Origin of the sequence: Arthrobacter sp. N1, assembly GCF_048288285.1 — a bacterium.
In the GTDB taxonomy this organism is placed as follows: Bacteria; Actinomycetota; Actinomycetes; order Actinomycetales; family Micrococcaceae; genus Arthrobacter_D.
On the sequence record NZ_CP102608.1, the window covers coordinates 1,031,849 to 1,053,687 of the forward strand.

General features: G+C 70.7%; 19 protein-coding genes. 12 read left to right on the forward strand and 7 right to left on the reverse strand.

Going from position 1 to position 21,839, the window contains the following annotated elements; all coding sequences use genetic code 11:
- The first annotated feature begins 40 nt into the window (after positions 1-40).
- The 4 genes from NVV32_RS04695 to NVV32_RS04710 all read left to right on the forward strand — a co-directional run bounded on the left by NVV32_RS04695 (position 41) and on the right by NVV32_RS04710 (position 5,530).
- Positions 41-1,459 (forward strand): NAD(P)H-quinone dehydrogenase, encoded by a 1,419-nt coding sequence (locus NVV32_RS04695; RefSeq protein WP_422391548.1) that lies wholly within the window; start codon positions 41-43, stop codon positions 1,457-1,459.
- Between the two features lie 181 nt (positions 1,460-1,640).
- Positions 1,641-3,053, forward strand: a complete 1,413-nt coding sequence (locus NVV32_RS04700; RefSeq protein ID WP_055770354.1) for an MFS transporter — start codon at positions 1,641-1,643, stop codon at positions 3,051-3,053.
- A 216-nt stretch (positions 3,054-3,269) separates the two neighbouring features.
- Positions 3,270-4,832 carry a protein kinase domain-containing protein gene (locus NVV32_RS04705; RefSeq protein WP_422391549.1) on the forward strand — a complete coding sequence of 521 codons (1,563 nt, stop codon included), beginning with the start codon at positions 3,270-3,272 and terminating at the stop codon, positions 4,830-4,832.
- Positions 4,832-5,530 carry a hypothetical protein gene (locus tag NVV32_RS04710; RefSeq protein WP_422391550.1) on the forward strand — a complete coding sequence of 233 codons (699 nt, stop codon included), beginning with the start codon at positions 4,832-4,834 and terminating at the stop codon, positions 5,528-5,530. Before NVV32_RS04705 ends, NVV32_RS04710 begins: the two co-directional genes overlap by 1 nt.
- A gap of 19 nt (positions 5,531-5,549) precedes the next feature.
- Here NVV32_RS04710 and NVV32_RS04715 read toward each other — a convergent pair whose 3' ends face one another.
- From NVV32_RS04715 to NVV32_RS04735, 5 genes are all read right to left on the reverse strand, one after another.
- Positions 5,550-7,307 (reverse strand): acetyl/propionyl/methylcrotonyl-CoA carboxylase subunit alpha, encoded by a 1,758-nt coding sequence (locus tag NVV32_RS04715; protein WP_422391998.1) that lies wholly within the window; start codon positions 7,305-7,307, stop codon positions 5,550-5,552.
- A gap of 195 nt (positions 7,308-7,502) precedes the next feature.
- Positions 7,503-8,135 carry a Maf family protein gene (locus NVV32_RS04720; RefSeq protein ID WP_422391551.1) on the reverse strand — a complete coding sequence of 211 codons (633 nt, stop codon included), beginning with the start codon at positions 8,133-8,135 and terminating at the stop codon, positions 7,503-7,505.
- A 94-nt stretch (positions 8,136-8,229) separates the two neighbouring features.
- A complete protein-coding gene (locus tag NVV32_RS04725) occupies positions 8,230-8,790 on the reverse strand; it encodes an AMIN-like domain-containing (lipo)protein (protein ID WP_422391552.1) in 561 nt (186 codons plus the stop codon).
- A 167-nt stretch (positions 8,791-8,957) separates the two neighbouring features.
- Positions 8,958-10,376 (reverse strand): dicarboxylate/amino acid:cation symporter, encoded by a 1,419-nt coding sequence (locus NVV32_RS04730; RefSeq protein ID WP_422391553.1) that lies wholly within the window; start codon positions 10,374-10,376, stop codon positions 8,958-8,960.
- Positions 10,377-10,531: 155 nt separating this feature from the next.
- The gene (locus NVV32_RS04735) at positions 10,532-12,241 is read right to left on the reverse strand and encodes a DUF885 domain-containing protein (protein WP_422391554.1); all 1,710 of its coding nucleotides are present in this window, start codon (positions 12,239-12,241) and stop codon (positions 10,532-10,534) included.
- Positions 12,242-12,495: 254 nt separating this feature from the next.
- Between NVV32_RS04735 and NVV32_RS04740 the strand changes: the two genes are divergently transcribed.
- The 4 genes from NVV32_RS04740 to NVV32_RS04755 are packed head-to-tail and all read left to right on the forward strand — an operon-like array spanning position 12,496 to position 15,683.
- Positions 12,496-13,539 (forward strand): glycosyltransferase, encoded by a 1,044-nt coding sequence (locus NVV32_RS04740; RefSeq protein WP_055770376.1) that lies wholly within the window; start codon positions 12,496-12,498, stop codon positions 13,537-13,539.
- On the forward strand, positions 13,536-14,519 hold the full coding sequence (locus NVV32_RS04745) for a glycosyltransferase family 2 protein (protein ID WP_055770379.1): 984 nt from the start codon (positions 13,536-13,538) through the stop codon (positions 14,517-14,519). Before NVV32_RS04740 ends, NVV32_RS04745 begins: the two co-directional genes overlap by 4 nt.
- Positions 14,516-15,253 carry a polysaccharide deacetylase family protein gene (locus tag NVV32_RS04750; protein WP_162237535.1) on the forward strand — a complete coding sequence of 246 codons (738 nt, stop codon included), beginning with the start codon at positions 14,516-14,518 and terminating at the stop codon, positions 15,251-15,253. The genes NVV32_RS04745 and NVV32_RS04750 overlap by 4 nt, the downstream gene beginning before the upstream one ends.
- Positions 15,240-15,683: a hotdog fold thioesterase gene (locus NVV32_RS04755; protein ID WP_422391555.1), complete on the forward strand. Its 444-nt coding sequence runs from the start codon at positions 15,240-15,242 to the stop codon at positions 15,681-15,683. Before NVV32_RS04750 ends, NVV32_RS04755 begins: the two co-directional genes overlap by 14 nt.
- 118 nt (positions 15,684-15,801) lie before the next feature.
- Here the strand turns inward: NVV32_RS04755 and NVV32_RS04760 are convergent, their stop codons facing one another.
- Both NVV32_RS04760 and NVV32_RS04765 read right to left on the reverse strand, forming a co-directional pair.
- Positions 15,802-16,065, reverse strand: coding sequence for an acyl-CoA carboxylase subunit epsilon (locus tag NVV32_RS04760; protein ID WP_235498785.1), 264 nt, complete (start codon positions 16,063-16,065; stop codon positions 15,802-15,804).
- The gene (locus tag NVV32_RS04765) at positions 16,062-17,645 is read right to left on the reverse strand and encodes an acyl-CoA carboxylase subunit beta (protein WP_157365866.1); all 1,584 of its coding nucleotides are present in this window, start codon (positions 17,643-17,645) and stop codon (positions 16,062-16,064) included. The genes NVV32_RS04760 and NVV32_RS04765 overlap by 4 nt, the downstream gene beginning before the upstream one ends.
- Before the next feature lie 236 nt (positions 17,646-17,881).
- Between NVV32_RS04765 and NVV32_RS04770 the strand changes: the two genes are divergently transcribed.
- The 4 genes from NVV32_RS04770 (at position 17,882) to NVV32_RS04785 (ending at position 21,711) form a co-directional block, all read left to right on the forward strand.
- Complete coding sequence (locus NVV32_RS04770; RefSeq protein ID WP_055770393.1) at positions 17,882-18,763, forward strand: SDR family oxidoreductase; 882 nt, start codon at positions 17,882-17,884, stop codon at positions 18,761-18,763.
- Between the two features lie 109 nt (positions 18,764-18,872).
- Positions 18,873-19,751, forward strand: coding sequence for a biotin--[acetyl-CoA-carboxylase] ligase (locus NVV32_RS04775; RefSeq protein WP_055770396.1), 879 nt, complete (start codon positions 18,873-18,875; stop codon positions 19,749-19,751).
- A gap of 2 nt (positions 19,752-19,753) precedes the next feature.
- Complete coding sequence (locus NVV32_RS04780) at positions 19,754-20,377, forward strand: PH domain-containing protein (protein WP_422391556.1); 624 nt, start codon at positions 19,754-19,756, stop codon at positions 20,375-20,377.
- 248 nt (positions 20,378-20,625) lie between these two features.
- The gene (locus tag NVV32_RS04785) at positions 20,626-21,711 is read left to right on the forward strand and encodes an adenylate/guanylate cyclase domain-containing protein (protein WP_055770844.1); all 1,086 of its coding nucleotides are present in this window, start codon (positions 20,626-20,628) and stop codon (positions 21,709-21,711) included.
- The last annotated feature ends 128 nt before the right edge of the window (positions 21,712-21,839 follow it).

Below are 21,839 nucleotides of genomic sequence, written 5' to 3' on the forward strand. Positions count from 1 at the left end.
CCGGGTGGCACACGGTTCGCTGTTCCGACGTGTCGGTGGCATGCGCGATGATGGACGCGTGACCAATCAACTCGATCTCAGCTCACTGCGCCTGGCGATCCTGGGCGGCGGACCCGGCGGTTACGAAGCCGCGATGGTGGCGTCCTCGCTCGGCGCCCAGGTGACCATCGTCGAGAGCCAGGGACTCGGTGGTTCCGCTGTCCTGACGGACGTGGTCCCGTCGAAGACGCTCATCGCGACGGCCGACACCATGACGCGTTTCACGGACGCGAGCGGGCTCGGTGTGCGCTTCTCCGCCGACAGCGCGGTCTCGGCGGACCTCGACAAGGTCAACCAGCGCCTGCTCAAGCTCGCGGTCGAGCAGTCCTCGGACATCCGCGCGACGCTCGAGCGCCTCGGCGTGCGCGTCATCATCGGCACAGGGAAGCTGCTGGACAACCACCGCCTCGAGGTGGAGTCGGAGGGAGACACCCTGATCGTCGAGGCCGACGCCGTCCTCCTCGCGGTCGGCGCGACGCCCCGTGAGCTCCCCAGCGCCATGCCCGACGGCGAGCGCATCTTCAACTGGACCCAGCTCTACAACCTCCGCGAGATCCCCGAGCACCTCATCGTCGTGGGTTCGGGCGTCACCGGGGCCGAGTTCGCCAGCGCCTACAACGGCCTCGGGTCGAAGGTCACCCTCATCTCGAGCCGAGACCGCGTGCTTCCCGGCGAGGACGCGGACGCCGCGGAGGTCCTCGAGGGGGTCTTCAAGGACCGCGGAATGACCGTCCTCTCGCAGTCGCGGGCCGACGCCGTCGACAGGACGGAGAACGGCGTGGTGGTCCACCTCGCGGACGGCCGGACGGTCGAGGGGAGCCACTGCCTCGTGGCGGTCGGGGCCGTGCCGCGGACGGCCGGGATCGGGCTCGAGGAGGCGGGTGTGGCCGTCAGCGAGTCCGGACACATCCAGGTGGACGGCGTCTCGCGCACCACGGCACCCAACGTCTATGCGGCAGGGGACTGCACGGGCGTGTTCGCCCTGGCGTCGGTCGCAGCGATGCAGGGCCGGATCGCCATCGCCCACCTCATGGGTGATTCGGTCAGTCCGATCAAGCTGAAGCAGGTCGCGTCGAACATCTTCACGTCACCCGAGATCGCCACGGTCGGCGTGACGGAGGAGGACATCGCCTCGGGCCGGTACCAGGGTGACGTCGTGAAGCTGTCCCTGCACACCAACGCCCGGGCGAAGATGATGAACGTCAAGGACGGGTTCGTGAAGGTGATCTCCCGCAAGGGCTCGGGAACGGTGATCGGCGGTGTCGTCGTCGGGCCCCGTGCATCGGAGCTGATCTTCCCGCTGGCGCTCGCCGTGACGAAGAAGCTGCATGTGGACGACGTCGCCAATACCTTCACGGTCTACCCGTCGCTCACGGGGTCGATCTCGGAGGCCGCGCGCAGGCTGCACGTCCGCATCTAGGGCGGGCGGCGGCGGGATCGGAGCGCCTGGAAGAGTTCCCATGGTCCAGAGTGTGGACACGCTTATCCAGCACGTGGACACTGGTGGTCTGATGTCCGGGTACTCCTGAAGCACGGGCTCCGGGCTGCGCCGCTCCTCGGGGTGCCTGCGGTCCGGTGTCCAGCCCGAGAAAGCCGACTCCATGACCTCCTCCACAGCCGCTGACCGAAGCGGAACCACGAAGCCCCTGAACTCCCGGGGGCGGGTGATCTTCGCCAGCCTCATCGGCACCACCATCGAGTTCTACGACTTCTACATCTATGCGACGGCCGCCGTCCTGGTGTTCCCGGCCCTGTTCTTCCCGAACCAGACGTCGGCGAACCAGCTGCTCAGCTCCTTCGCCGTCTTCGGCGTCGCGTTCGTCGCCCGGCCCCTCGGCTCCATCCTCTTCGGGCACTTCGGTGACAAGATCGGCAGGAAGGCGACGCTGGTCGCCTCGCTGCTGACCATGGGCATAGCGACCTTCCTCATCGGTGTGCTGCCGACCGCCGAGGGCGCGGGCTGGATCTTCTGGGCGCCGTTCCTGCTCGTGGTGCTCCGCTTCCTCCAGGGTCTGGCGCTCGGTGGCGAGTGGAGCGGTGCCGCCCTCCTGGCCACGGAGAACGCACCCGAGGGCAAGCGGGCCATCTTCGGGACCTTCCCGCAGCTGGGTGCACCGATCGGCTTCATCCTCGCCAACCTGCTGTTCGTGCTGCTGAGCACCACGCTCTCGGCGGAGGACTTCATGGCCTGGGGCTGGCGCGTGCCGTTCCTGCTGAGTGCTGTCATGGTGATCATCGGCCTGTACGTCCGGTTGAAGCTCATCGAGAGCGCCTCGTTCCAGAAGGTCCAGACCGAGGGCAAGGTGGTCAAGCTCCCGCTCGGCACCGTGTTCCGCTCCCACTGGCGTCCGCTCCTGCTCGGCACCTTCATCATGTTCGCCACCTACGTGCTCTTCTACTTCATGACTGCCTTCACGCTGACCTACGGGACGGCGCCGTCCTCGCTCGAGCAGGCGCAGGCCCGCGCCGAGGCCGCCGGCAAGACACTGACGCAGGCGCAGATCGACTCCTTCGTGCCCGGCCTCGGTATGAGCCGGCCGGACTTCCTGTGGATGCTGATCATCGGCGTGGTGTTCTTCGGGATCTTCACCATCATCTCCGGCCCCCTGGCCGAGCGCTTCGGCCGCCGAAAGATGCTGCTCGCCACCACCGTGGGCATCGGGGTCTTCGGACTGCTCTGGGCGCCGCTGTTCGCCGCGGGCACCGCGGGAGCCATGGTGCTGCTGATCGTCGGCTTCACCCTCATGGGCCTCACCTTCGGGCCGATGGCCGCCGTCCTTCCCGAGCTGTTCCCTGCCAACGTCCGCTACACGGGCTCCGCCGTCGCCTACAACGTCTCGAGCATGATCGGTGCAGCACCCGCCTCGTTCATCGCCGTGGCACTCTGGCAGGCCGCGGGCGGCAGCACCGTACTCGTCGGCGCCTACCTCAGCGTGGCCGCCGTGGCCACGTTCATCGCCCTCTTCGTCTCCCGCGAGACCCGCGACCACGACTACGAGAACAACGTCGCCTAGCTCCCACCGCATCACCCGACGGCGCCGCACCCACCAGGGTGCGGCGCCGTCGTCGTTCCGGGCTCGTGAGCCGACGGGTCGGCTTGCCCGTGGCGGCTGTGCTTGCGCGCCGCCGCCACGGCCCCCCTACACTGGAAGCACAGCAGGCTTAGCACCTGCCCGGACGCAGCCGCTGCTCGCCCGGAGGCGGAAGACGGGGTAGTAGGAACGGGCGACATGGAACAGCAGGCTCTGGCCGGGAGGTACGCGCTGGGTAAGCGCGTCGGCACCGGCGGCATGGCGGACGTCTTCACGGCCCGGGACACCCGCCTCGGGCGGGACGTGGCCGTCAAACTGTTCAGGCCCGGCACCGCCGACGGCCTGGAACGCGGATCAGCGGAGGCGCGCATGCTGGCGCGACTCGATCACCCCGGGCTGGTGCGGGTCCTCGACATGGACAACGGTGAGGACGCGCAGGATGGCGCCTACCTCGTGATGGAACTCGTGGACGGCCCGGATCTCGGCGTCCGGCTCCGGACCTCCGGACCGCTCGGCCGAGAGGAGGTCCGGACAATGGCCCTCGATCTCGCGCGGACGCTGCAGTACATCCACGGCCAGGGCATCGTGCACCGCGACCTGAAACCCTCCAACATCCTGACGCGCGAGGCGGATCCCCACAGCGGGCTCTTCGGCTATCTGCTCACGGATTTCGGGATCGCCCGGTTCTTCGACGGAGGCCGTATGACGGCGACCGGGCAGGTCATCGGCAGCGCCGCCTACTTCAGCCCGGAACAGGCACGGGGCGACGGCGTGGGCCGGCCCTCGGACATCTACTCGCTGGGGCTCGTGCTGATCGAGGCCCTCACGGGTGAACGTGCCTTTCCCGGCACCGGTATCGAGAGCGCTCTGGCCAGGCTCCACCGGAGCCCGTCCATCCCGCACGCCGCAGGGCCCGCCCTCTCGGCCCTCCTCGTCTCGATGACCCTGGACGACCCCGACGATCGACCGGACGCCGCAGGCGTCGTCCGTGCCCTCACCGTCATGGGCCCGCAGCGCGGACCCGAGGCGACCGGCGCGTCGAGGGAGCCCGCCGGCACGCCGTCGACCGAGGTGCCGGCGGCTGCCTGGACGGCGCCCGGTCCCCGGGGCGCGGCCTCGCCGGAGCCGCGCACCGCGGCGGTGCCCGTTGCCGCCGGGCCGTCCGCGTCGCTCGACCCGCACACTGCGGTCCTCCCTCCCGCCGCCGAGCGCGCGCCGTCACCCGATCCACGCACGGCGGCCGTGCCCGCGGCCGTCGAGTCCCCGTCGTCGACCGATCCACGCACGGCGGTCCTACCTGCCGCCGAGCCTCCGCCGCCGCCCCTGCCGTCGACGGCGGTCCCGGCACGGCCTGCACCTGCGGTGACAGCATTACCGGCGCCGTCGGACCGCGTCACGGACAGCATCTCGGGCCTGCGTCGCGTCGGCGCTGCGGAGCGCCCCTGGAGTGACCGCGCCCCGGACACTGCCCAGCAGGCGCAGGGGGTTGCCCTGACCAGGGTGTCGGACGCCGTGGACCAGGACCACCCCGACGGCGCGGGCGAGACCCGGGATCCGCGTCCATCGTCCCGTCCCGTCCGCCGTCGCTCCGCCCTGCCGTGGGTCCTGGCTCTCCTCGCCGTGCTGGCCCTGGCGGCCGCAGGCCTCTGGATCATGATGACGATGACCGCGGACGGCTCCCCGCCCGGGATCGAGCCCCTGCCGGCGGTGCCGGGCGAACCGGGCGAGCGGCTCCAGGAACTCTACGAAAGCGTGCAGTGATGACCCGGTACAGGATCGGCGTCCTTCCGGTGCTCGCCGCTGCGGCACTGCTCCTCGGCGGGTGCGGCGCCGAGCCGATCGATCCCGCGACGGCGGGGGACCTCCAGGCGGAGGTGCGCACCATCGCTGCCACCGCAGCCGGAGGCGACAGCACCGGGGCGATCGCCCTGGCCGAACGCCTCCGGGCGGAAGTGGACGGCGCCCGCGACGCGGGAACGGTGAACGAGGACCGTGCCTCGCTCATCGGCATGCACATCGATGCCGTGATCGCCTCCCTCCAGGCCGAGGAGGAGCCGGCCGACGGTGCTCCCGCGGGGACCCCGGCGCCCGAGCCGGCCCCGGCAGGGACCTCGGGCCCTCCGGCGCCGGCAGGGACGACTCCGGCCCCGGCGGACCCGGCACCGGAGTCGCCGGTCCCGGCTCCGGTCTCGGAGGCACCGGCGGCACCGGCGGCACCTACACCCGGCGAGACGGACGAGAACGAAGCCGATGAGAACGAACCGGACGAGGACGCGGGGGACGGGGGAGCGGTTGATCAGGGGGCAGTGACGCCGGGTGACGGCGGGCAGGGGGCTGACAAGGCCGCCGAGCAGCAGCGGAAGGCCGCGGAGAAGGCCGCCGAGCAGGCCAGGAAGGAGGCCGAGAGGGCCGCCGACAAAGCTGCGGACGAAGCCCGGGGCAAGGGTAACGGCGGCTGACGGTCCGGGACGGACCGACTCAATCGCCGATGGTGGCGATCACCGATCCCGCCGAGACGGTGTCCCCGGGTGCCGCGGAGAGACCGGACAGGGTTCCGGACTTGTGGGCGGTCAGGGGTTGCTCCATCTTCATGGCCTCGAGCACGACGATCAGGTCACCCTCACGCACCGCATCGCCGTCGCTGGCGGCGACCTTCACGATCGTCCCCTGCATGGGCGAGGTCAGCTCGTCCCCGCTGACGGCCGTCTTCCCGGCCCGGGCACGGGCGGACTTCTTCGACTTGGCCGGCGTGCCGGTCCGGCCGTTCGGGGATGCCCCGAGGCCGGCAGGAAGGACCACGTCGAGGCGGCGGCCGCCGACCTCGACGGTGACGCGCTGGCGGGTGTCCTCCTCCGGCGTCGGCTCCGCAGGGCCGGTCCACGGCTCGATGGTGTTGGCGAAGCCGGTCTCGATCCAGCGGGTGTGGACGGAGAACGGCCCGCTCTCCGGGGCGAAGGCCGGATCGGCGACGACGGCGGCGTGGAAGGGGAGCACAGTCGGCATGCCCTCGATCACCATCTCACCGATGGCCCGCCGCGCGCGCTGGAGCGCCTGCTCGCGGGTGGCGCCGGTGACGATCAGCTTGGCCAGCATGGAGTCGAAGTTGCCGCCGATGAGCTCTCCGGCCTCGATCCCGGAATCCACGCGGACACCCGGTCCGCTCGGGAGCGTGAACGTCTGGACCGTGCCCGGAGCGGGCATGAAGCCACGGCCGGCGTCCTCCCCGTTGATCCGGAACTCGAAGGAGTGGCCGCGGACAGCCGGATCCCCGTAGCCGAGTTCCTCGCCGCGGGCGATCCTGAACTGTTCCCGCACGAGGTCGAGCCCGGTGACCTCCTCCGAGACGGGGTGCTCCACCTGCAGGCGGGTGTTGACCTCGAGGAAGGAGATGGTGCCGTCCTGTCCCACGAGGAACTCGCAGGTGCCGGCACCCTGGTAGCCCGCCGCACGGAGGATGGCCTTGGACGCCTCGTACAGCCGGGTGTTCTGCTCAGCAGACAGGAACGGAGCCGGCGCCTCCTCGACGAGCTTCTGGTTGCGGCGCTGGAGTGAGCAGTCACGCGTCGAGACGACGACGACCGAGCCGTACGCGTCGGCGAGGCACTGCGTCTCGACGTGCCGGGGTGCGTCGAGGAAACGCTCCACGAAGCACTCGCCGCGGCCGAAGGCCGCCGTCGCCTCGCGGACCGCGGACTCGAACAGTTCGGGGATCTCCTCGTGGCTGCGCACCACCTTGATGCCACGTCCGCCGCCGCCGAAGGCCGCCTTGATGGCCAGGGGCAGCCCGAACTCCTGCGCGAAGTCGACGACCTCCTGCACGGATTCGACCGGGTCCTTGGTCCCCGGGACCAGGGGGGCGCCCACACGCTCGGCGATGTGCCGGGCCTGCACCTTGTCGCCGAGCTGCGAGATGGACTCGGGCGACGGCCCGATCCAGGTGATCCCGGCGTCGATCACGCGCTGCGCGAACTCGGCGTTCTCGGAGAGGAAGCCGTACCCGGGATGGATGGCGTCGGCCCCGCTGCGCCGCGCGGCGTCGAGGATGCTGTCCATGACGAGGTACGACTCCGCCGCGGTCTCGCCGCCCAGAGCGAAGGCCTCGTCGGCCATCCGGACGTGGAGGGCGTCCCGATCCGGATCGGCGTAGACGGCGACCGAGGCGAGGCCCTCGTCCCGTGCCGCCCGGATCACGCGCACGGCGATCTCCCCGCGGTTTGCCACCAGCACCTTCGTCATGGGCCTGAGTTCCCGCGAGCGACCGGCGGGGCTGCTCGGGGTACCGGTGTCGGACGACTCGGACGGGGCTGCGGGGGACTGGCTCATGGGGGATTGAACTCCTTCTTCTCAGATCGGAGCCTAGCCCGCCTTTGTCGCTTCTGCCCATGGATCGTGGTCCGAGGGAGTGTTGTGTGCCGATCCTTTGTAGGGAACCTACAACGCCGGCGCGTCGCCCCACAGGGCGGTGATGGGCACCCCGGCAGAGTGGAGCAACGCTCGCAGGGTGGAGATGCTGAGCCCGACGACGGCGTGCGGGTCCCCGTCGATGCGGTCGATGAACGCACCGCCGAGGCCGTCGAGGGTGAAGGATCCCGCGCACTGCAGCGGTTCCCCGCTGGCCACGTACCGCCGCACCTCGTCGTCGGTCATGGCCCCGAAGTACACCGTTGCCGAGGACACTGCGCCGATGGTCGCACCCGAACCGCCGTCACGCGTGTCCACGAGCCAGTGGCCCGTGTGGAGGACGCCCGACCGTCCGCGCATGCGGCTGATGCGCTCGATGGCCACGGCGGACTCGTAGGGCTTGCCGTGGGCCTCGCCGTCGAACTCGAAGACGGAATCGCAGCCGATCACCAGTGAGCCATCGGCGTCGGGCAGTGACGCGACCGCCTCCGCCTTGGCGCGAGCGAGGAGCAGTGATGCGTCGTGGGGGTCGAGCTCGCCGTAGGCGGCGACGACAGCGGGTTCGTCGACGTCCGAGACGAGGACGCGGTGCTCGATGCCCGCCTCGGCGAGGAGCTTGGTGCGGGCAGGCGATCTGGAGGCGAGGATCAGGCGTGCTGTCATGCCCCAAGCCTAGGGCCGGGGACGCCGGGGCCGGTCGCCGTCCAGGCCGGGGCCCGGTCCCGGAGCGACGGCGCGCCGGGACCGGTAGAAATCCTCACCACTGGTGTGCGACGTCGACCACCACCCTCGAACCGGTGCCCGGGCCGGGCAGGACCATGACACGGACGGGAAGGCGCGCCCGCACACCGAGGCCGAGCGTCGTCCGGCCCTCGTAGCTGCCGGCGAGGGCCACCTGGCGGAACGTGGAGTAGCCCGCCACGTCCGTGAGCTCCGTCCGGTTCGCCGGTGAGTAGGTGGCCCGTCCTGCGGCGTCGTAGGCCGGCGCGAGGACCGTGAGGGAGATGCGTGCACCACCCCTGAGGGGGACGGTGGCGCCCGAGCCCGGCTGGGTCACCTGGTCCACGTAGGCCACGCGGTACCCGGAGACGGGGCCGCGGGCATCGATGACGAGCCGGTCGAAGCACGTGTGCCGGCCGGAGCGCACATCGGTGATGGGAGCGGAGGAGGAGGTGGGGGCGGTCTTGGCCGTCGAGCCCCACGTGATGCCGCAGTATGCGGCGGATGCCGGCGGCGCCCCCGCGAGGCCGAGGCCTGCGGTCAGGGCGAGGACGGCGAGTGCGGCGGGGATCTTCCCCGTCGTGCGCGATCGGTTCATGGCGCACCACCTTGTCGAGCTGGATAGGTGAGTCCATGGTCCGCCTACCGGGACGGGAAAGCGCCGCTGTGCCGTCGAACGGCGCCGAATCGTTAGCGGGGAACGACTGCGGCCCGCCCCGGTGGTCGGGGCGGGCCGCAGTCAGCGACCGGAGGGGGTATCCGCGGTCAGCGCGCCACCGAGATGCCGTCGTTCGTGGCGGAGGCGGCGGTCTCAGTGTCGACCTCGTCGATCGTGCTGTCATCGGCGAATGGATCACCGTTGCGCTGCGCGTCGTAGAGACGGGTGTCCAGGATGCCCTCCCGCTTGGCGACGATCGTGGGGATGAGGGCCTGGCCCGCGACGTTGACCGCGGTACGCCCCATGTCGAGGATCGGGTCGACGGCGAGGAGCAGGCCGACGCCGGCGAGGGGGAGTCCCAGGGTGGAGAGCGTGAGGGTCAGCATGACGACGGCGCCCGTGGTCCCGGCGGTCGCGGCCGAGCCGAGGACCGACACGAGCGCGATCAGCAGGTACTGCGTGAGCGTCAGGTCGATGCCGAAGAACTGGGCCACGAAGATCGCCGAGATGGCGGGGTAGATGGCCGCGCAGCCGTCCATCTTCGTCGTCGCACCGAGGGGGACGGCGAAGGACGCATAGGCGCGGGGAACGCCCAGGTTCCGCTCCGCCACACGCTGGGTCAGCGGGAGGGTGCCCACCGAGGAGCGCGACACGAAGGCGAGCTGGATCGCCGGCCACGCGCCGGAGAAGTACTGGCGGACGGACAGCCCGTGGGTCTTGACCAGCACCGGGTACACGGCGAACAGCACGAGAACTAGGCCCACGTAGATGGCGAGGGTGAACTTGCCGAGCGAGCCGATGGTGTCCCAGCCGTAGACCGCGACCGCGTTGCCGATGAGCCCCACCGTGCCGAGCGGTGCGATGCGGATGATCCACCAGAGCACCTTCTGGATGACGGCGAGGGCGGACGCGTTGAAGGTCAGGAAGGGCTCGGCCTGCTTGCCGACCTTGAGCGCGGCGATACCGACGGCGACGGCGACCACCAGCACCTGCAGGACGTTGAAGTTCAGCGCCGTGGTGACCGAGCCCGATTCGGCGACACTGGAGGATGCCTGCAGTCCGAGGAAGTTCGCCGGGATGAGCCCGGTGAGGAACGCCCACCAGCTGCCGGTGGTCCCCGTGTACTCGTCCGGCTGGGTGGCGCCCGTGCCGGCTCCCGGCTGGAAGACGACTCCCAGCGCGATCCCGATGGCCACGGAGATGAGGGCCGTGATGGCGAACCACAGCAGGGTCTGGCCGGCGAGGCGCGCGGCGTTGTTCACCGCACGCAGGTTGGCGATCGAGCTGACCACGGCGGTGAAGATGAGGGGGACGACGGCGGCGCGCAGCAGGGCCACGTAGCTCGAGCCGAGGGTGGCGAGGGTGGTGCCGAGTCCGTTGGGCGTCTCGGCCGTGTGGCCGGTGTTCTTCGCGAGGAGGCCGAGGGCCAGGCCGACGACGAGGGCGGCGATGATCTGCGGACCGAACGAGGTCACCCAGCGGGGCAGCGGTCGCCGCGTGGGCACGGAGGTGGTTTCAGTAGACACGCCGGAAACACTAGGGGTCGGCGTATACCGGGACGAAGTGCAGGTTGCGAAATGTTACGCACCGTCTATCCGCAGCGGGACGAGGCCGGACCGCCGGCCGCCGCCATCACGGGCGGGCAGGCCTGCAGGCCCGCCCGCGTGTGACGAAGCTCGCGCTACGCGACCAGCGCTCGCCGCAGGGTGTCGAGTCCCACCGAGCCCAGGTTGAGGGCCCGGGTGTGGAAGGCGCGGAGATCGAAGGAGTCGCCTTCGGCGTCGCGCACCTCGTCCCGGACCTGCTCCCAGAGGCGCTGGCCGATCTTGTAGGCGGGGGCCTGGCCTGGCCAGCCGAGGTAGCGGGTGAACTCGAAGGCCAGCTGTCCCTCGCTGATGGCGATGTTCTCCTTCAGGAAGGCGTACCCCTTGTCCGGCGTCCAGGTGCCCTCGCCCCATCGCTCCGGCATCTCGAGTTCGAGGTGCACGCCGATGTCGAACACGACCCGCGCCGCCCGCATGCGCTGCGCGTCGAGCATGCCGAGGCGGTCACCGGGATCGGACAGGAAGCCGAGCTCCTGCATGAGGCGCTCCGCGTACAGCGCCCAGCCCTCGCCCTGGCCCGAGACCCAGATGGCGTTGCGGCGCCACGGGTTGAGCAGGGCCCGCTGGTAGGTGGCGGTCGCGATCTGGAGGTGGTGGCCCGGGACCCCCTCGTGGTAGACGGTGGTGGTCTCCTTCCAGGTCGTGAAGGAGTCCTCGCCCTCGGGTACCGACCACCACATCCGGCCCGGTCGCGAGAAGTCGTCGCTCGGGCCGGTGTAGTAGATGCCGCCCTCCTTCGTGGGTGCGATCCTGCATTCGAGGCGCCGCATGACGTCCGGGATGTCGAAGTGCACGCCGGCCATCGCGTCCACGGCTCTGTCCGAGAGGGTCTGCATCCAGGCCTGCAGGGCGTCGGTGCCCTGGAGCTGCCGGGCCGGATCGGCGTCGAGGAGGCCCATCGCCTCGCGGATGGTCGCGCCCGCACTGATCTCCTCGGCCACCGCCTCCTGTTCGGCGATGACGCGATCGAGCTCCTCGACACCCCATCGGTAGGTCTCCTCGAGGTCCACGGCCGAGCCGAGGAAGCGCCGGGACATCAGGGCGTAGTGTTCGCGGCCGACGGCGTCCTTCTCGGGGGCATCCGGGAGCAGGTCGTCCTGCAGGAAGGCGGCGAGGGTGCGGTAGGCGCCGCGGGCTGCACCGGCACCCGTTCGGAGCTGCTCCCGGAGGGACTCCGGCAGCGGGCCGTCGTCGGCCCGGTCCGTCGCGCCGAGGGCGTCGAAGAAGCCGCCGTCCTCCGCGTACTTCGTGGACTGCTCGATCACGATCTCGACCTGGCGGCGGGCGGCGACGAGCCCGCGCTCGCGGCCCGTGCGCAGCGACGAGACGTAGCCGTCGATGGCGGCAGGGACGGCGGACATCCGGCCCGCGATGTGGCCCCACTGCTCCGCGGTCGCGGTGGGCATGAGGTCGAAGATGGCGCGGATGCCCTGGGCCGGGCAGGCGATGTTGTTCAGCTCGGAGTAGTCCAGCCCGGCCTCGTGGATCTCGAGGTCGAGGCCGAGGCGTTCGCGCATGGCGTCGAGGGTCACGGCGTCCACGTCGTCCGACGGTGCGAGGTCCTCGAGCAGGCGGAGCGTGGTTCCGGCGGCCTCGGTGAGTGCCTCGATGCCGGCCGGTGAGTAGTCGCGGTACTCCGTCTCGCGACCCGGGAGTCCCAGTTCGGTGGCGAAGTCGGGCATGAGCTCCAGGAGGGTCTCGTAGTACGAGGTGGCCACGGCGTCGATGGCGGTGGACGGGCGGTCGGGCTGCTCGCCCGGGGCGGGGGCTGGGGTGGTGTGGGTCACGTTCCGAGCCTACTGCCGACCGGTTGCCGGAGGCCACCAAGCCCGGCGCGAATCACCGCACGCGGGTCCGAGGGGCGCGACCGACCGGCTCGGTGGGTCGGGGGCAGGTGGAGCGGCAGGGCCACCCACCTGTAGGTTTGCCTTGAGCAGCTGTCGGACCGCGCCGACGACAGCGAAGCCTTGGTCTGTGCGCGGTGGAGATCGTCGACGGCGTGTACGGGTTCACTCGCTGCCGGAACGGGGGAAGGTCCTGAATGAGCGGCACGTTGAGGGTACTGCAGGTGTTCCCTGCAGGCAGAAGCACCACGAACCCCTATCTGGTGATGCTGGCGGACGCGCTGCGGGGCCATGACGGCGTAGCGGTGAGCAACTTCACGTGGCGCTCCTCGCTGCTGTCCTCCTACGACGTCGTCCACCTGCACTGGCCCGAGAACCTGGGCTCGGGGCACAGTCCCCTGAAGCGGGTGGTGCGCCAGGTCCTCACCCTCCTCCTCGTCGCGAAGTGGCGCCTCAGCCGGACCGCCGTCGTGAGGACCCTGCACAATGTGCACCCGCCCACCGGCATCTCGCGGCGGGAGAGGGGCCTGCTCCGCCTGATCGATCGCGTGACCGACCATTTCATCATCCTGAACGTCCACACCCCGGTGACACGCGGCCGTCCGGCGACGCTCGTCCCGCACGGCCATTACCGCGAGTGGTTCGATCGTCATACCCGGTCAGAACTGGTGCCGGGGCAGTTCGGCTTCGCCGGGCTCATCCGCGGGTACAAGGGCGTCGAACAGCTTGTCACGGCGTTCCGGTCGGTGGGGCAACCGGGTACGTCGCTGCTGGTGGCAGGCAATCCCAGCTCGCCCGACCTTGCGAGAGATCTGCGGGAACTGGCGGGAGACGCCCGGAATATCCATTTCGACCTGCGATTCCTCCCGGACGAGGACCTCGTACGGGTGATCGGGACGTCCGAACTGGTGGTCCTGCCGTACCGGTTCATGCACAACTCGGGCGGTCTCCTCGCGGCCCTGTCCCTGGAGCGGCCGGTCCTGGTACCGCGCAACGAGGTGACCGCGGACATAGCCGTCGAGGTCGGCCCCGGGTGGGTGCACCACTTCGACGGCGACCTCAGTGCCCACGACCTCGAGTCGGCGCTGCGCAGCGTCCGGGACACACCGCCGACCGCTGCTCCGGACCTCGGCGCGCGCGAATGGCCCGAAGCGGGTTCGCTGCACGTCCAGGCCTATCGATCCGCGCTCGCGCTCGTCCGAGGACGCCGGGCGAGCGCGCGCGGGACCGGTACGCGATGAGGACGCGCCTCGACGTCGTCGTCGGAGTCCTGACCTTCAAGCGGCCCGCAGCGCTCGATCTCACGCTCGAACGGATCCTCGCCCAGGTGACGGAGCTCGATCAGGTCGGCGGTGTGGACGTCGGTGTCCGGGTCGTCGTCGTCGACAACGACCCCCAGGCCTCCGCTCGGGGCGTGGCCGAGAAGTACCCGTCCATCACCTACGTCGTCGAACCGGTCCCCGGTATCTCCGCCGGCCGCAACCGTGCGCTGGACGAGGCCGCCGACGGTGACGTGCTCGTCTTCATCGACGACGACGAGACACCGCTCGAGAAGTGGCTGTCGTCGCTGATCGAGACCTGGCAGTCGACCGGCGCTACCGCCGTCATGGGGCGCGTGGTCTCCGTCTTCGAGACGACGCTCGACCCCTGGATCGCAGCGGGAGGCTTCTTCGTGCGGCGCAGCATGCCGTCGGGAACGCCGATCACCGTTGCGGCAGCAGGCAACCTCCTGCTGGACCTGCACCAGATGAGCCGCATCGGTGCCCGGTTCGACCCTGCCATGGGGCTCACAGGAGGCGAGGACACCCTGCTGAGCCGGCACATCATCGAGGGTGGCGGAACGATCGTCTGGTGTGACGAGTCGGCCGCCCTCGACCACGTGCCCGCGTCGCGGACCACCAGGAAGTGGGTGCTGACCCGGGCCTGGAGCCATGGCAACACGGCGACCCTGGTGGACCTGAAGATGAGCGCAACCCCCGGCTCCCGTTCACGGGTGCGGGCGAAGGCCCTGGTGAAGGGGAGCACCCGGATTGCCGGCGGTACGGCTCGCTGCGCGTGGGGGGCGCTTCGCGGGAACCTGCGCGATCGCGCGCGCGGCCGTCGGGCGATCTACCGCGGTGCAGGCCTCATGTCAGGAGCCCTCGGCATCGCCTACCTCGAATACGCGCGGGGTTCGCGCTGGAAATGGCGGCGGGACGTGGAAAGCGGGTCCGGGTCGTGACCGCACTCGGTGCGGTGCGCGGGTCACTGCTGGCGACCGCCAAGCGGCACTCGGGAGTCATCGGATCCACGGTGGCCGTCTCCACAGTGGCCCCGGAGATCGTCCTCACGTTCGACGACGGGCCGGCGCCACCTGTCACCGAGCAGTTGTCCGCGGTCCTCGCCCACGCCGGAGCGACGGCGACGTTCTTCGTCCTCATGACGAGGGTCGCCGCGCACGCGTCCGTGCTGCAGGAGCTCGTGAAGCAGGGCCATGAGGTGGCCCTGCACGGAGTCGATCACCGGCGGATCACCGGTCGCCCGTACCGGGAGCTGACGGAGGAGTTCCGCCGCAGCAAGGGTGACCTCGAGGACATCACCGGGGTTGCCGTCCACTGGTTCAGGCCGCCCTACGGCGCCCAGGGATCGCGCGCCTGGCTTGCTGCGCGCAGGAGCGGACTCGAGCCCGTGATGTGGAACCGCAGTACTCGCGATTCGGCGCACGTCGATGATGCGGAACGCTTCAGGGCCGCGACGGCCGGAGCGCGCGCGGGCGACATCCTTCTGGCTCATGACGGATTCGCCGCGCTCCAGGACGGGGTGGACGACGGTCCCGAACCCCACCTCGACCGGTCCGATCTGCTGGCTCGGGTGCTCGGCGAGTACCAGCGCCTCGGTCTCGCGGGCCGCTCGATGAGCGATGCCCTCCTGCAGGGCACCCCCGTACGTCGAGCATGGTTCAGTGCAGCTCTCTGACCCGGACTCCACACCTGAAAGGCCGCTCATGCCCGTCACCCATCCGCTCCTCGAGAACGACCACATGTCCGCCTGGCTCGGGATCTCCGTCGAGGCGGCGGAGTCCGGCAGCGCGCGCATCTCGATGGTGCTCCGCCGGGACATGGTGAACGGCTTCGGGATCGTGCACGGCGGCGTGCTCTTCGCCTTCGCCGATACGTGCTTCGCCCTGGCGTGCAACGACCCGGCGGGCACACCGGGGGTCATCACCGTCGCGTCCGGGGCCGACGTCACGTTCCTCGCGCCGGCCTACGAGGGCCAGACCCTCACCGCCGTCGGGTCGGTCCTGTCGAGCACCGGGCGGAGCGGCCTGTACGACGTCCACGTCACCTCGGCGGACGGGGCGGTCGCGGAGTTCCGCGGCCGGAGCCGCACCATCCCGGCGCGGTGACCTGATCCGGCCCGCGCTATCCCCGGCGCGGCCCGGAACGGGGCGCAGCCAGGGCCGCTGCCCCGACGCCGCGCACGCCCTCGGACGGGCTGCTCGGCGGACGGACGGACGGACGCCGTCAGCGGACGCTGCGCCGCCATGAGCCGGGGCCGGGGGTCGGCCCGAGCCGCAGCAGGGCACGGCGCAACCAGGACCGCCCCTGGTCCGGGGCCTCCTCCACCTCGCCGGTATCCCGGAGGGCGAGGACGACGGCGGTGAGCGCCGCCAGCTCCTCGTCCGTCGGCGCACCCGAGACCACGGAGAGCACGGCGCCCTCGGCGTCGTCGACGGGATCGGCCGAGGCCGCAGCATCGCCGTCGTGCCCGTCCCGGTGGCCGCTCACAGCGGGATGTTCCCGTGCTTCTTGGCGGGGTTGGATGCCCGCTTGTCACGGAGCGCCCGCAGGCCGCGGACGATGTGGAGCCGGGTGTCCGACGGCGCGATGACGGCGTCCACGTACCCGAGCTCCGCTGCCTGGTACGGGTTGAGCAACTCCTCCTCGTACTGCTGGACGGCGTCGGCGCGCGCCGCCTCGACATCACCCCCTGCGTCGGCCACGGCCTTCAGCCGGCCGCGGTACAGGATGTTCACCGCGCCCTGCGCGCCCATCACACCGATCTGCGCGGTGGGCCACGCGAGGTTCAGGTCCGCCCCGAGCTTCTTGGAGCCCATGACGATGTACGCGCCGCCGTAGGCCTTGCGCGTGATCACCGTCAGCTTCGGCACTGTGGCTTCCGCATAGGCGTAGAGCAGCTTGGCGCCGCGGCGGATGATGCCCTGGAACTCCTGGTCCTTGCCCGGGAGGAATCCGGGCACGTCCACCAGGGTCAGGATGGGAATGTTGAAGGCGTCGCAGTGGCGGACGAAGCGGGCCGCCTTCTCGGAGGCGTTGATGTCGAGCGTGCCGGCGAACTGCAGCGGCTGGTTGGCGACGATCCCGATGGTGTGGCCCTCCACCCGGGCGTACCCGGTGACGACGTTCGGTGCATAGAGGGCCTGCAGCTCGAGGAAGTGGCCGTCGTCCACCACCGCGGCGATGACGGCGTGCATGTCGTACGGCTGGTTGGCGGCGTCGGGGATGAGCGCATCGAGGGCGAGGTCCTCCTCGGTGGTGTCCGGCTCCTCGACGAACTCCGTCAGCGGGGCCTCTGCGAGGTTGTTCGAGGGCAGGAAGTCGAGGAGCTCGCGGACGAAGCCGATGGCGTCGGCCTCGTCGGTGGCGAGGTAGGCGGAGGTCCCCGTCGTCGTGTTGTGCTGCCGGGCGCCGCCGAGGGTCTCCATGTCGACGTCCTCGCCGGTGACGGTCTTGATGACATCGGGACCGGTGATGAACATGTGCGAGGTCTTGTCCACCATGACCACGAAATCGGTGAGCGCGGGGGAGTAGGCCGCACCGCCGGCGCAGGGACCCATGATGAGGGAGATCTGCGGGACGACGCCCGAGGCGTGCACGTTGTTGCGGAAGATGTCCGCGAACATCGCCAGCGAGGCCACGCCCTCCTGGATGCGTGCCCCACCGCCGTCGTTGATGCCGATGACCGGGCAGCCGTTGCGGAGCGCGAACTCCTGCACCTTGACGATCTTCTCGCCGTTGACCTGGCTGAGGGATCCGCCGTAGACGGTGAAGTCCTGGCTGTAGACGGCGATCAGCCGTCCGTCCACCGTCGCGTAGCCGGAGACCACGCCGTCGCCCAGTGGCTTCTTCCGCTCCATGCCGAAGGCCGTCGAGCGGTGGACGGCGAGGGCGTCGAATTCGACGAAGGAGCCTTCGTCGACCAGCAGGTCGATGCGCTCGCGCGCCGTGTTCTTGCCGCGCGCGTGCTGCTTCTCGATGGCCTCGGGACCTGAGGGCTGCTCCGAGAGCGCGGTGCGCCTCCGGAAGTCGGCGAGCTTCCCGGCCGTCGTGGTGAGGTCGGGCTGCAGGTCCTGGTGCATTGGTACTCCGGTCGGCGGGTGGCGGGGGGTATGCGCTGCGTCACTGGAGGTTTCCGACAACGTCCGGCGCAATTCACCCAGTCTAGTGACGCCCACGGCGCCCGCTGTTGTAGGAGCCCTACAGTTTCCCTCCCCATCGATTAGCCGGCCGAGCGATGTTACCCGCCGGTAACATCGGTGCGTCGCACGCCGCTCCCGCTGGGGGGAGTGCTTAGGCTGGTGCCATGACTGCACGCGACGAAGCTCAGGAATCACCCGCCACGGATGCCGGGGCGGACCGTCTCCCGACCCTCGCCGGACGCACCATCATCATGTCGGGCGGGAGCCGCGGCATCGGCCTCGCCATCGCCCTGAGGGCGGCCCGCGACGGCGCGAATGTCGCCATCATGGCCAAGACCGGCGAGCCGCACCCCAAGCTCGAGGGCACCGTGTACACCGCCGCGGAGCAGATCGAGGCGGCCGGCGGGGCCGCGCTGCCGTTCGTCGGCGACGTCCGGAACGACGACGACGTCCGCGCCGCCGTGGACGCCACCGTCGGTCGCTTCGGCGGGATCGACATCGTGGTCAACAACGCCTCGGCGATCGATCTCTCGAAGACCCCCGACGTCGACATGAAGCGCTACGACCTCATGGCGGACATCAACGTGCGCGGCACCTTCATGCTGAGCAAGTTCGCCCTCGACGCCCTGAAACGGTCGGCCAACCCCCACATCCTGACCCTCTCGCCCCCGCTGAACCTCGCCCCGAGGTGGGCGGGCCTGCACCTCGCCTACACCATGGCCAAGTACGGCATGAGCCTGACCACCCTGGGGCTCGCGGAGGAACTGAAGGACGACGGCGTCGCCGTGAACTCCCTCTGGCCCGCGACGTTGATCGACACGGCAGCCATCCGCAACATGCCCGGCGGGACCCGCATGGTGCAGGCCGCCCGCAGCGCCGACATCGTCGCCGACGCCGCGCACGCCGTGCTCGTGCGGGCCGCACGCGACTGCACCGGCAACTTCTACACGGACGAGCAGGTCCTCCGCGACGAGGGGGTCACGGACCTCACCGGGTACAGCCTGGGAGCGACCGAGGACCGGCTGGTGCCGGACATCTTCCTCTGATCCCTCTGATCCCTCTGATCCCTCTGATCCCTCTGATCCCCCTGATCCCCCCGACGCCCCGACGCCCCGCTCCGGTGGGGAGGGCGCCCGGCCGGATAGGATCGAAGGCATGTCCTCCCGCTACTCCAATCTCGAGCGCCCCGGCCTCGACCCCGGTGCGCTGAGGACAGCCCTGTGCATGCCTGCCGGTCCGTTCCCGCGCCTCGACATCGTCGAGCGGACCGGGTCCACCAACACGGACCTCGTGGACCATGCCCAGCGGGAGACCGCTGGATGGCCGGATCTCAGCGTCCTGTGCGCGGAGGTACAGACCGCCGGCCGCGGGCGGCTCGACCGCAGCTGGACCGCGCCCGAGCGTTCCTCGCTCTTCGTCAGCATCCTGCTGCGTCCGTTCAACCGGCACGGGCGCCCCGTGCCGACCGCCGCCTACGCGTGGCTCTCCCTGTTGGCCGCGCTCGCCCTCGCCGAGAGTGTGGAGGACCGGACGGAGATCGCACCACAGCTGAAGTGGCCCAACGACGTGACGGTCGACGGCCGCAAGCTCGCCGGTGTCCTCGCGCAGTTCGTCCCGGGCGCGGGTGCCGAACCCCCCGCCGTCGTCGTCGGGGTGGGCCTCAACGTGAGCCTCACCGATGACGAGCTGCCCGTCCCGACCGCCACGAGCCTCCTGCTCGAGTACGCCGGCACCACCGACCGCAACATCCTGCTGAAGTCCTTCCTCCGCACGTTCGCCGACCGGTACCGGGCCTTCTGCGATGTCGACGGCGACGCCGACGCGGACTGGGACGGCGGACCCTCCCTGCAGGCCCGGGTCGCCGCCCGCATGGCGACGCTCGGCCAGGACGTCCGCGCGGACCTGCCCGGCGGGTCCCTGACGGGCCGCGCCCTGCGCCTCGACGGACACGGCGCCCTGGTGATCCGGGACGACGACGGCGAGCGGCACACCGTCTCGGCGGGCGACGTCGTGCACCTCCGCCCGCAGGTGTAGCGGTGCGCATCAAGCTGCTGCCGGGGGAACGGGTCCTCGTCCGGACCCGGCCCTCGCCCCTACCGCTCGTGGGGCCGGTGATCCTCGGCTTCGTGCTCCTCGCGCTCGGCGGGTTCGGCCTCGGCTTCCTCATGCGCCGCGACGTCGCGGATCTCGGGGACTGGCAGCCCGTGCTCCTGCTGGTGCTCCTTGCGGTCGTGGTCCTGCTGCTGCTCCGGGTGCTCGTCCGTCCGCTGCTCCGGTGGTCCAGCAACCGGTTCGTGCTCACGAGTATGCGCCTGATCCACCGCAGGGGTGCGGCCCGGCGGTCGGAGCACCAGATCAACCTCTCCGCCATCTCGCAGCTGCAGACCGAGCAGGGTTTCATCCGGCGCATGGTGGGCAGCGGGACCCTGATCGCCGACCTCGGGTTCGACAGGGCGCACGCCTACCGGGACGTACCGCAGATAGCCCGCTTCAAGCAGTTCGTGGTGCAGGCGATCAGCGACCTGCCCTTGACCCGCATGTTCGATGGTGTAGACATGGAAATCGATCCGCAGTACGCCCGGGGCGGGGTGGGGCGGAACCAGGACGGTCGGGCGCGCCAGGAATGGCCGCACCACGAGGGCAGGAGCGAGCGAGCGTGACAGTCGAGAACCGCCACGGCCCGGGCGCCGCCCCCGGCGCATCGGACCGCGCGCCGGTGAGGGCAGCGGACAGCGCCCCGGCTCCGGCCACCCCGCCGGGGGATACGCGCGACAGCGCCCCGGCTCCTGATCCGGCCACCGCACCTGCCATCCCGACGGAGGCGCGGACGGACACGAGCCGCCTCGACGACGCGCCTGAGGCCGCGGCCTCGACGGCGTCGAAGGCGGTCTGGCAGCTGCAGCCGGACATGGCGACCGCCGGTCCGGAGGAGGCGGCGCCGGCCGGGCCCATCGAGCTCGACCGCGAGACCATCCGCCGGCTGGAGCGTGAACTGCTGGGAGCCGAGCGCACGCTGAAACGCCGTGACATCGCGGCGGGCGCAGGGGTCTCGCTGCTCTCGGCGCGGAAGCTGTGGCGCGCCATGGGCTTCCCGAACATCGGCGACGACGACATCGCCTTCACGGAGAAGGACCTCGGGGCCCTGACCACCATCATCGACATGGTGCGCCAGGAGCAGCTCACCGAGGACGCGGCGATCTCCATCACGCGAGCGGTCGGCCAGATGACGGACCGCATGGTCGTCTGGCAGATCGAGGCGATCGTCGAGGAGATGGTGGCCCAGCGCGGCCTCACCGACGCCGACGCGCGCAAGACCCTCGTCTCGGAGCTCCCGGACCTGATCGACCCGCTGGAGCGGACCCTCGTCTACGCATGGCGCCGGCAGATGAACGCCGCCGTGCAGCGGCTGGCCCTGCGCGCGGAGTCGGGGCTCGCGTCCAGCGAGGCGGGCCGTGACGGCGACGAGCAGGACGCCCCGCTGCCCCTGGCCCGCGCCGTCGGCTTCGCGGACCTCGTGTCCTACACGAGCCTGTCCCGCCAGATGAACGAGCGCACCCTGGCCCAGCTGGTGCAGCGCTTCGAGAACAAGAGTGCAGAGATCATCTCCGTGGGCGGTGGCCGCCTCGTGAAGACCATCGGTGACGAGGTCCTCTACATCGCCGAGTCACCCGAGGCGGGTGCGGAGATCTCACTGGCGCTCGCCAAGGCGTTCACGGAGGACGAGTTCCTGCCCTCCGCGCGCTGCTCCCTCGTCTGGGGTCGGGTGCTCTCCCGGCTCGGTGACATCTACGGGCCGACGGTCAATCTCGCAGCGCGCCTCACGGCGCTCGCGGAACCCGGGGAGGTCCTCGTGGACGGGTCCACCGCCGCCACGCTCGACACCAACGAGAAGTTCGTCCTCACGCCCCACGCGCCCCGCCAGGTGCGCGGCTTCGGGGAGGTGCGTCCGGTCACCCTGGCGCGCGGGACCGGCAGCGGACTCGTCCTCGACTGAGCACCGGGCGCCTCCCCGGCCGAGCGTCAGCATGCAGCCGCCCGGCCGCCCGGAGCGGGAGCCGGTGTAGCGGCGACCGGACGCCACGCCTCCGCCCCTGGCGTTCCCGCCGGACGCCCCGCGTTGGC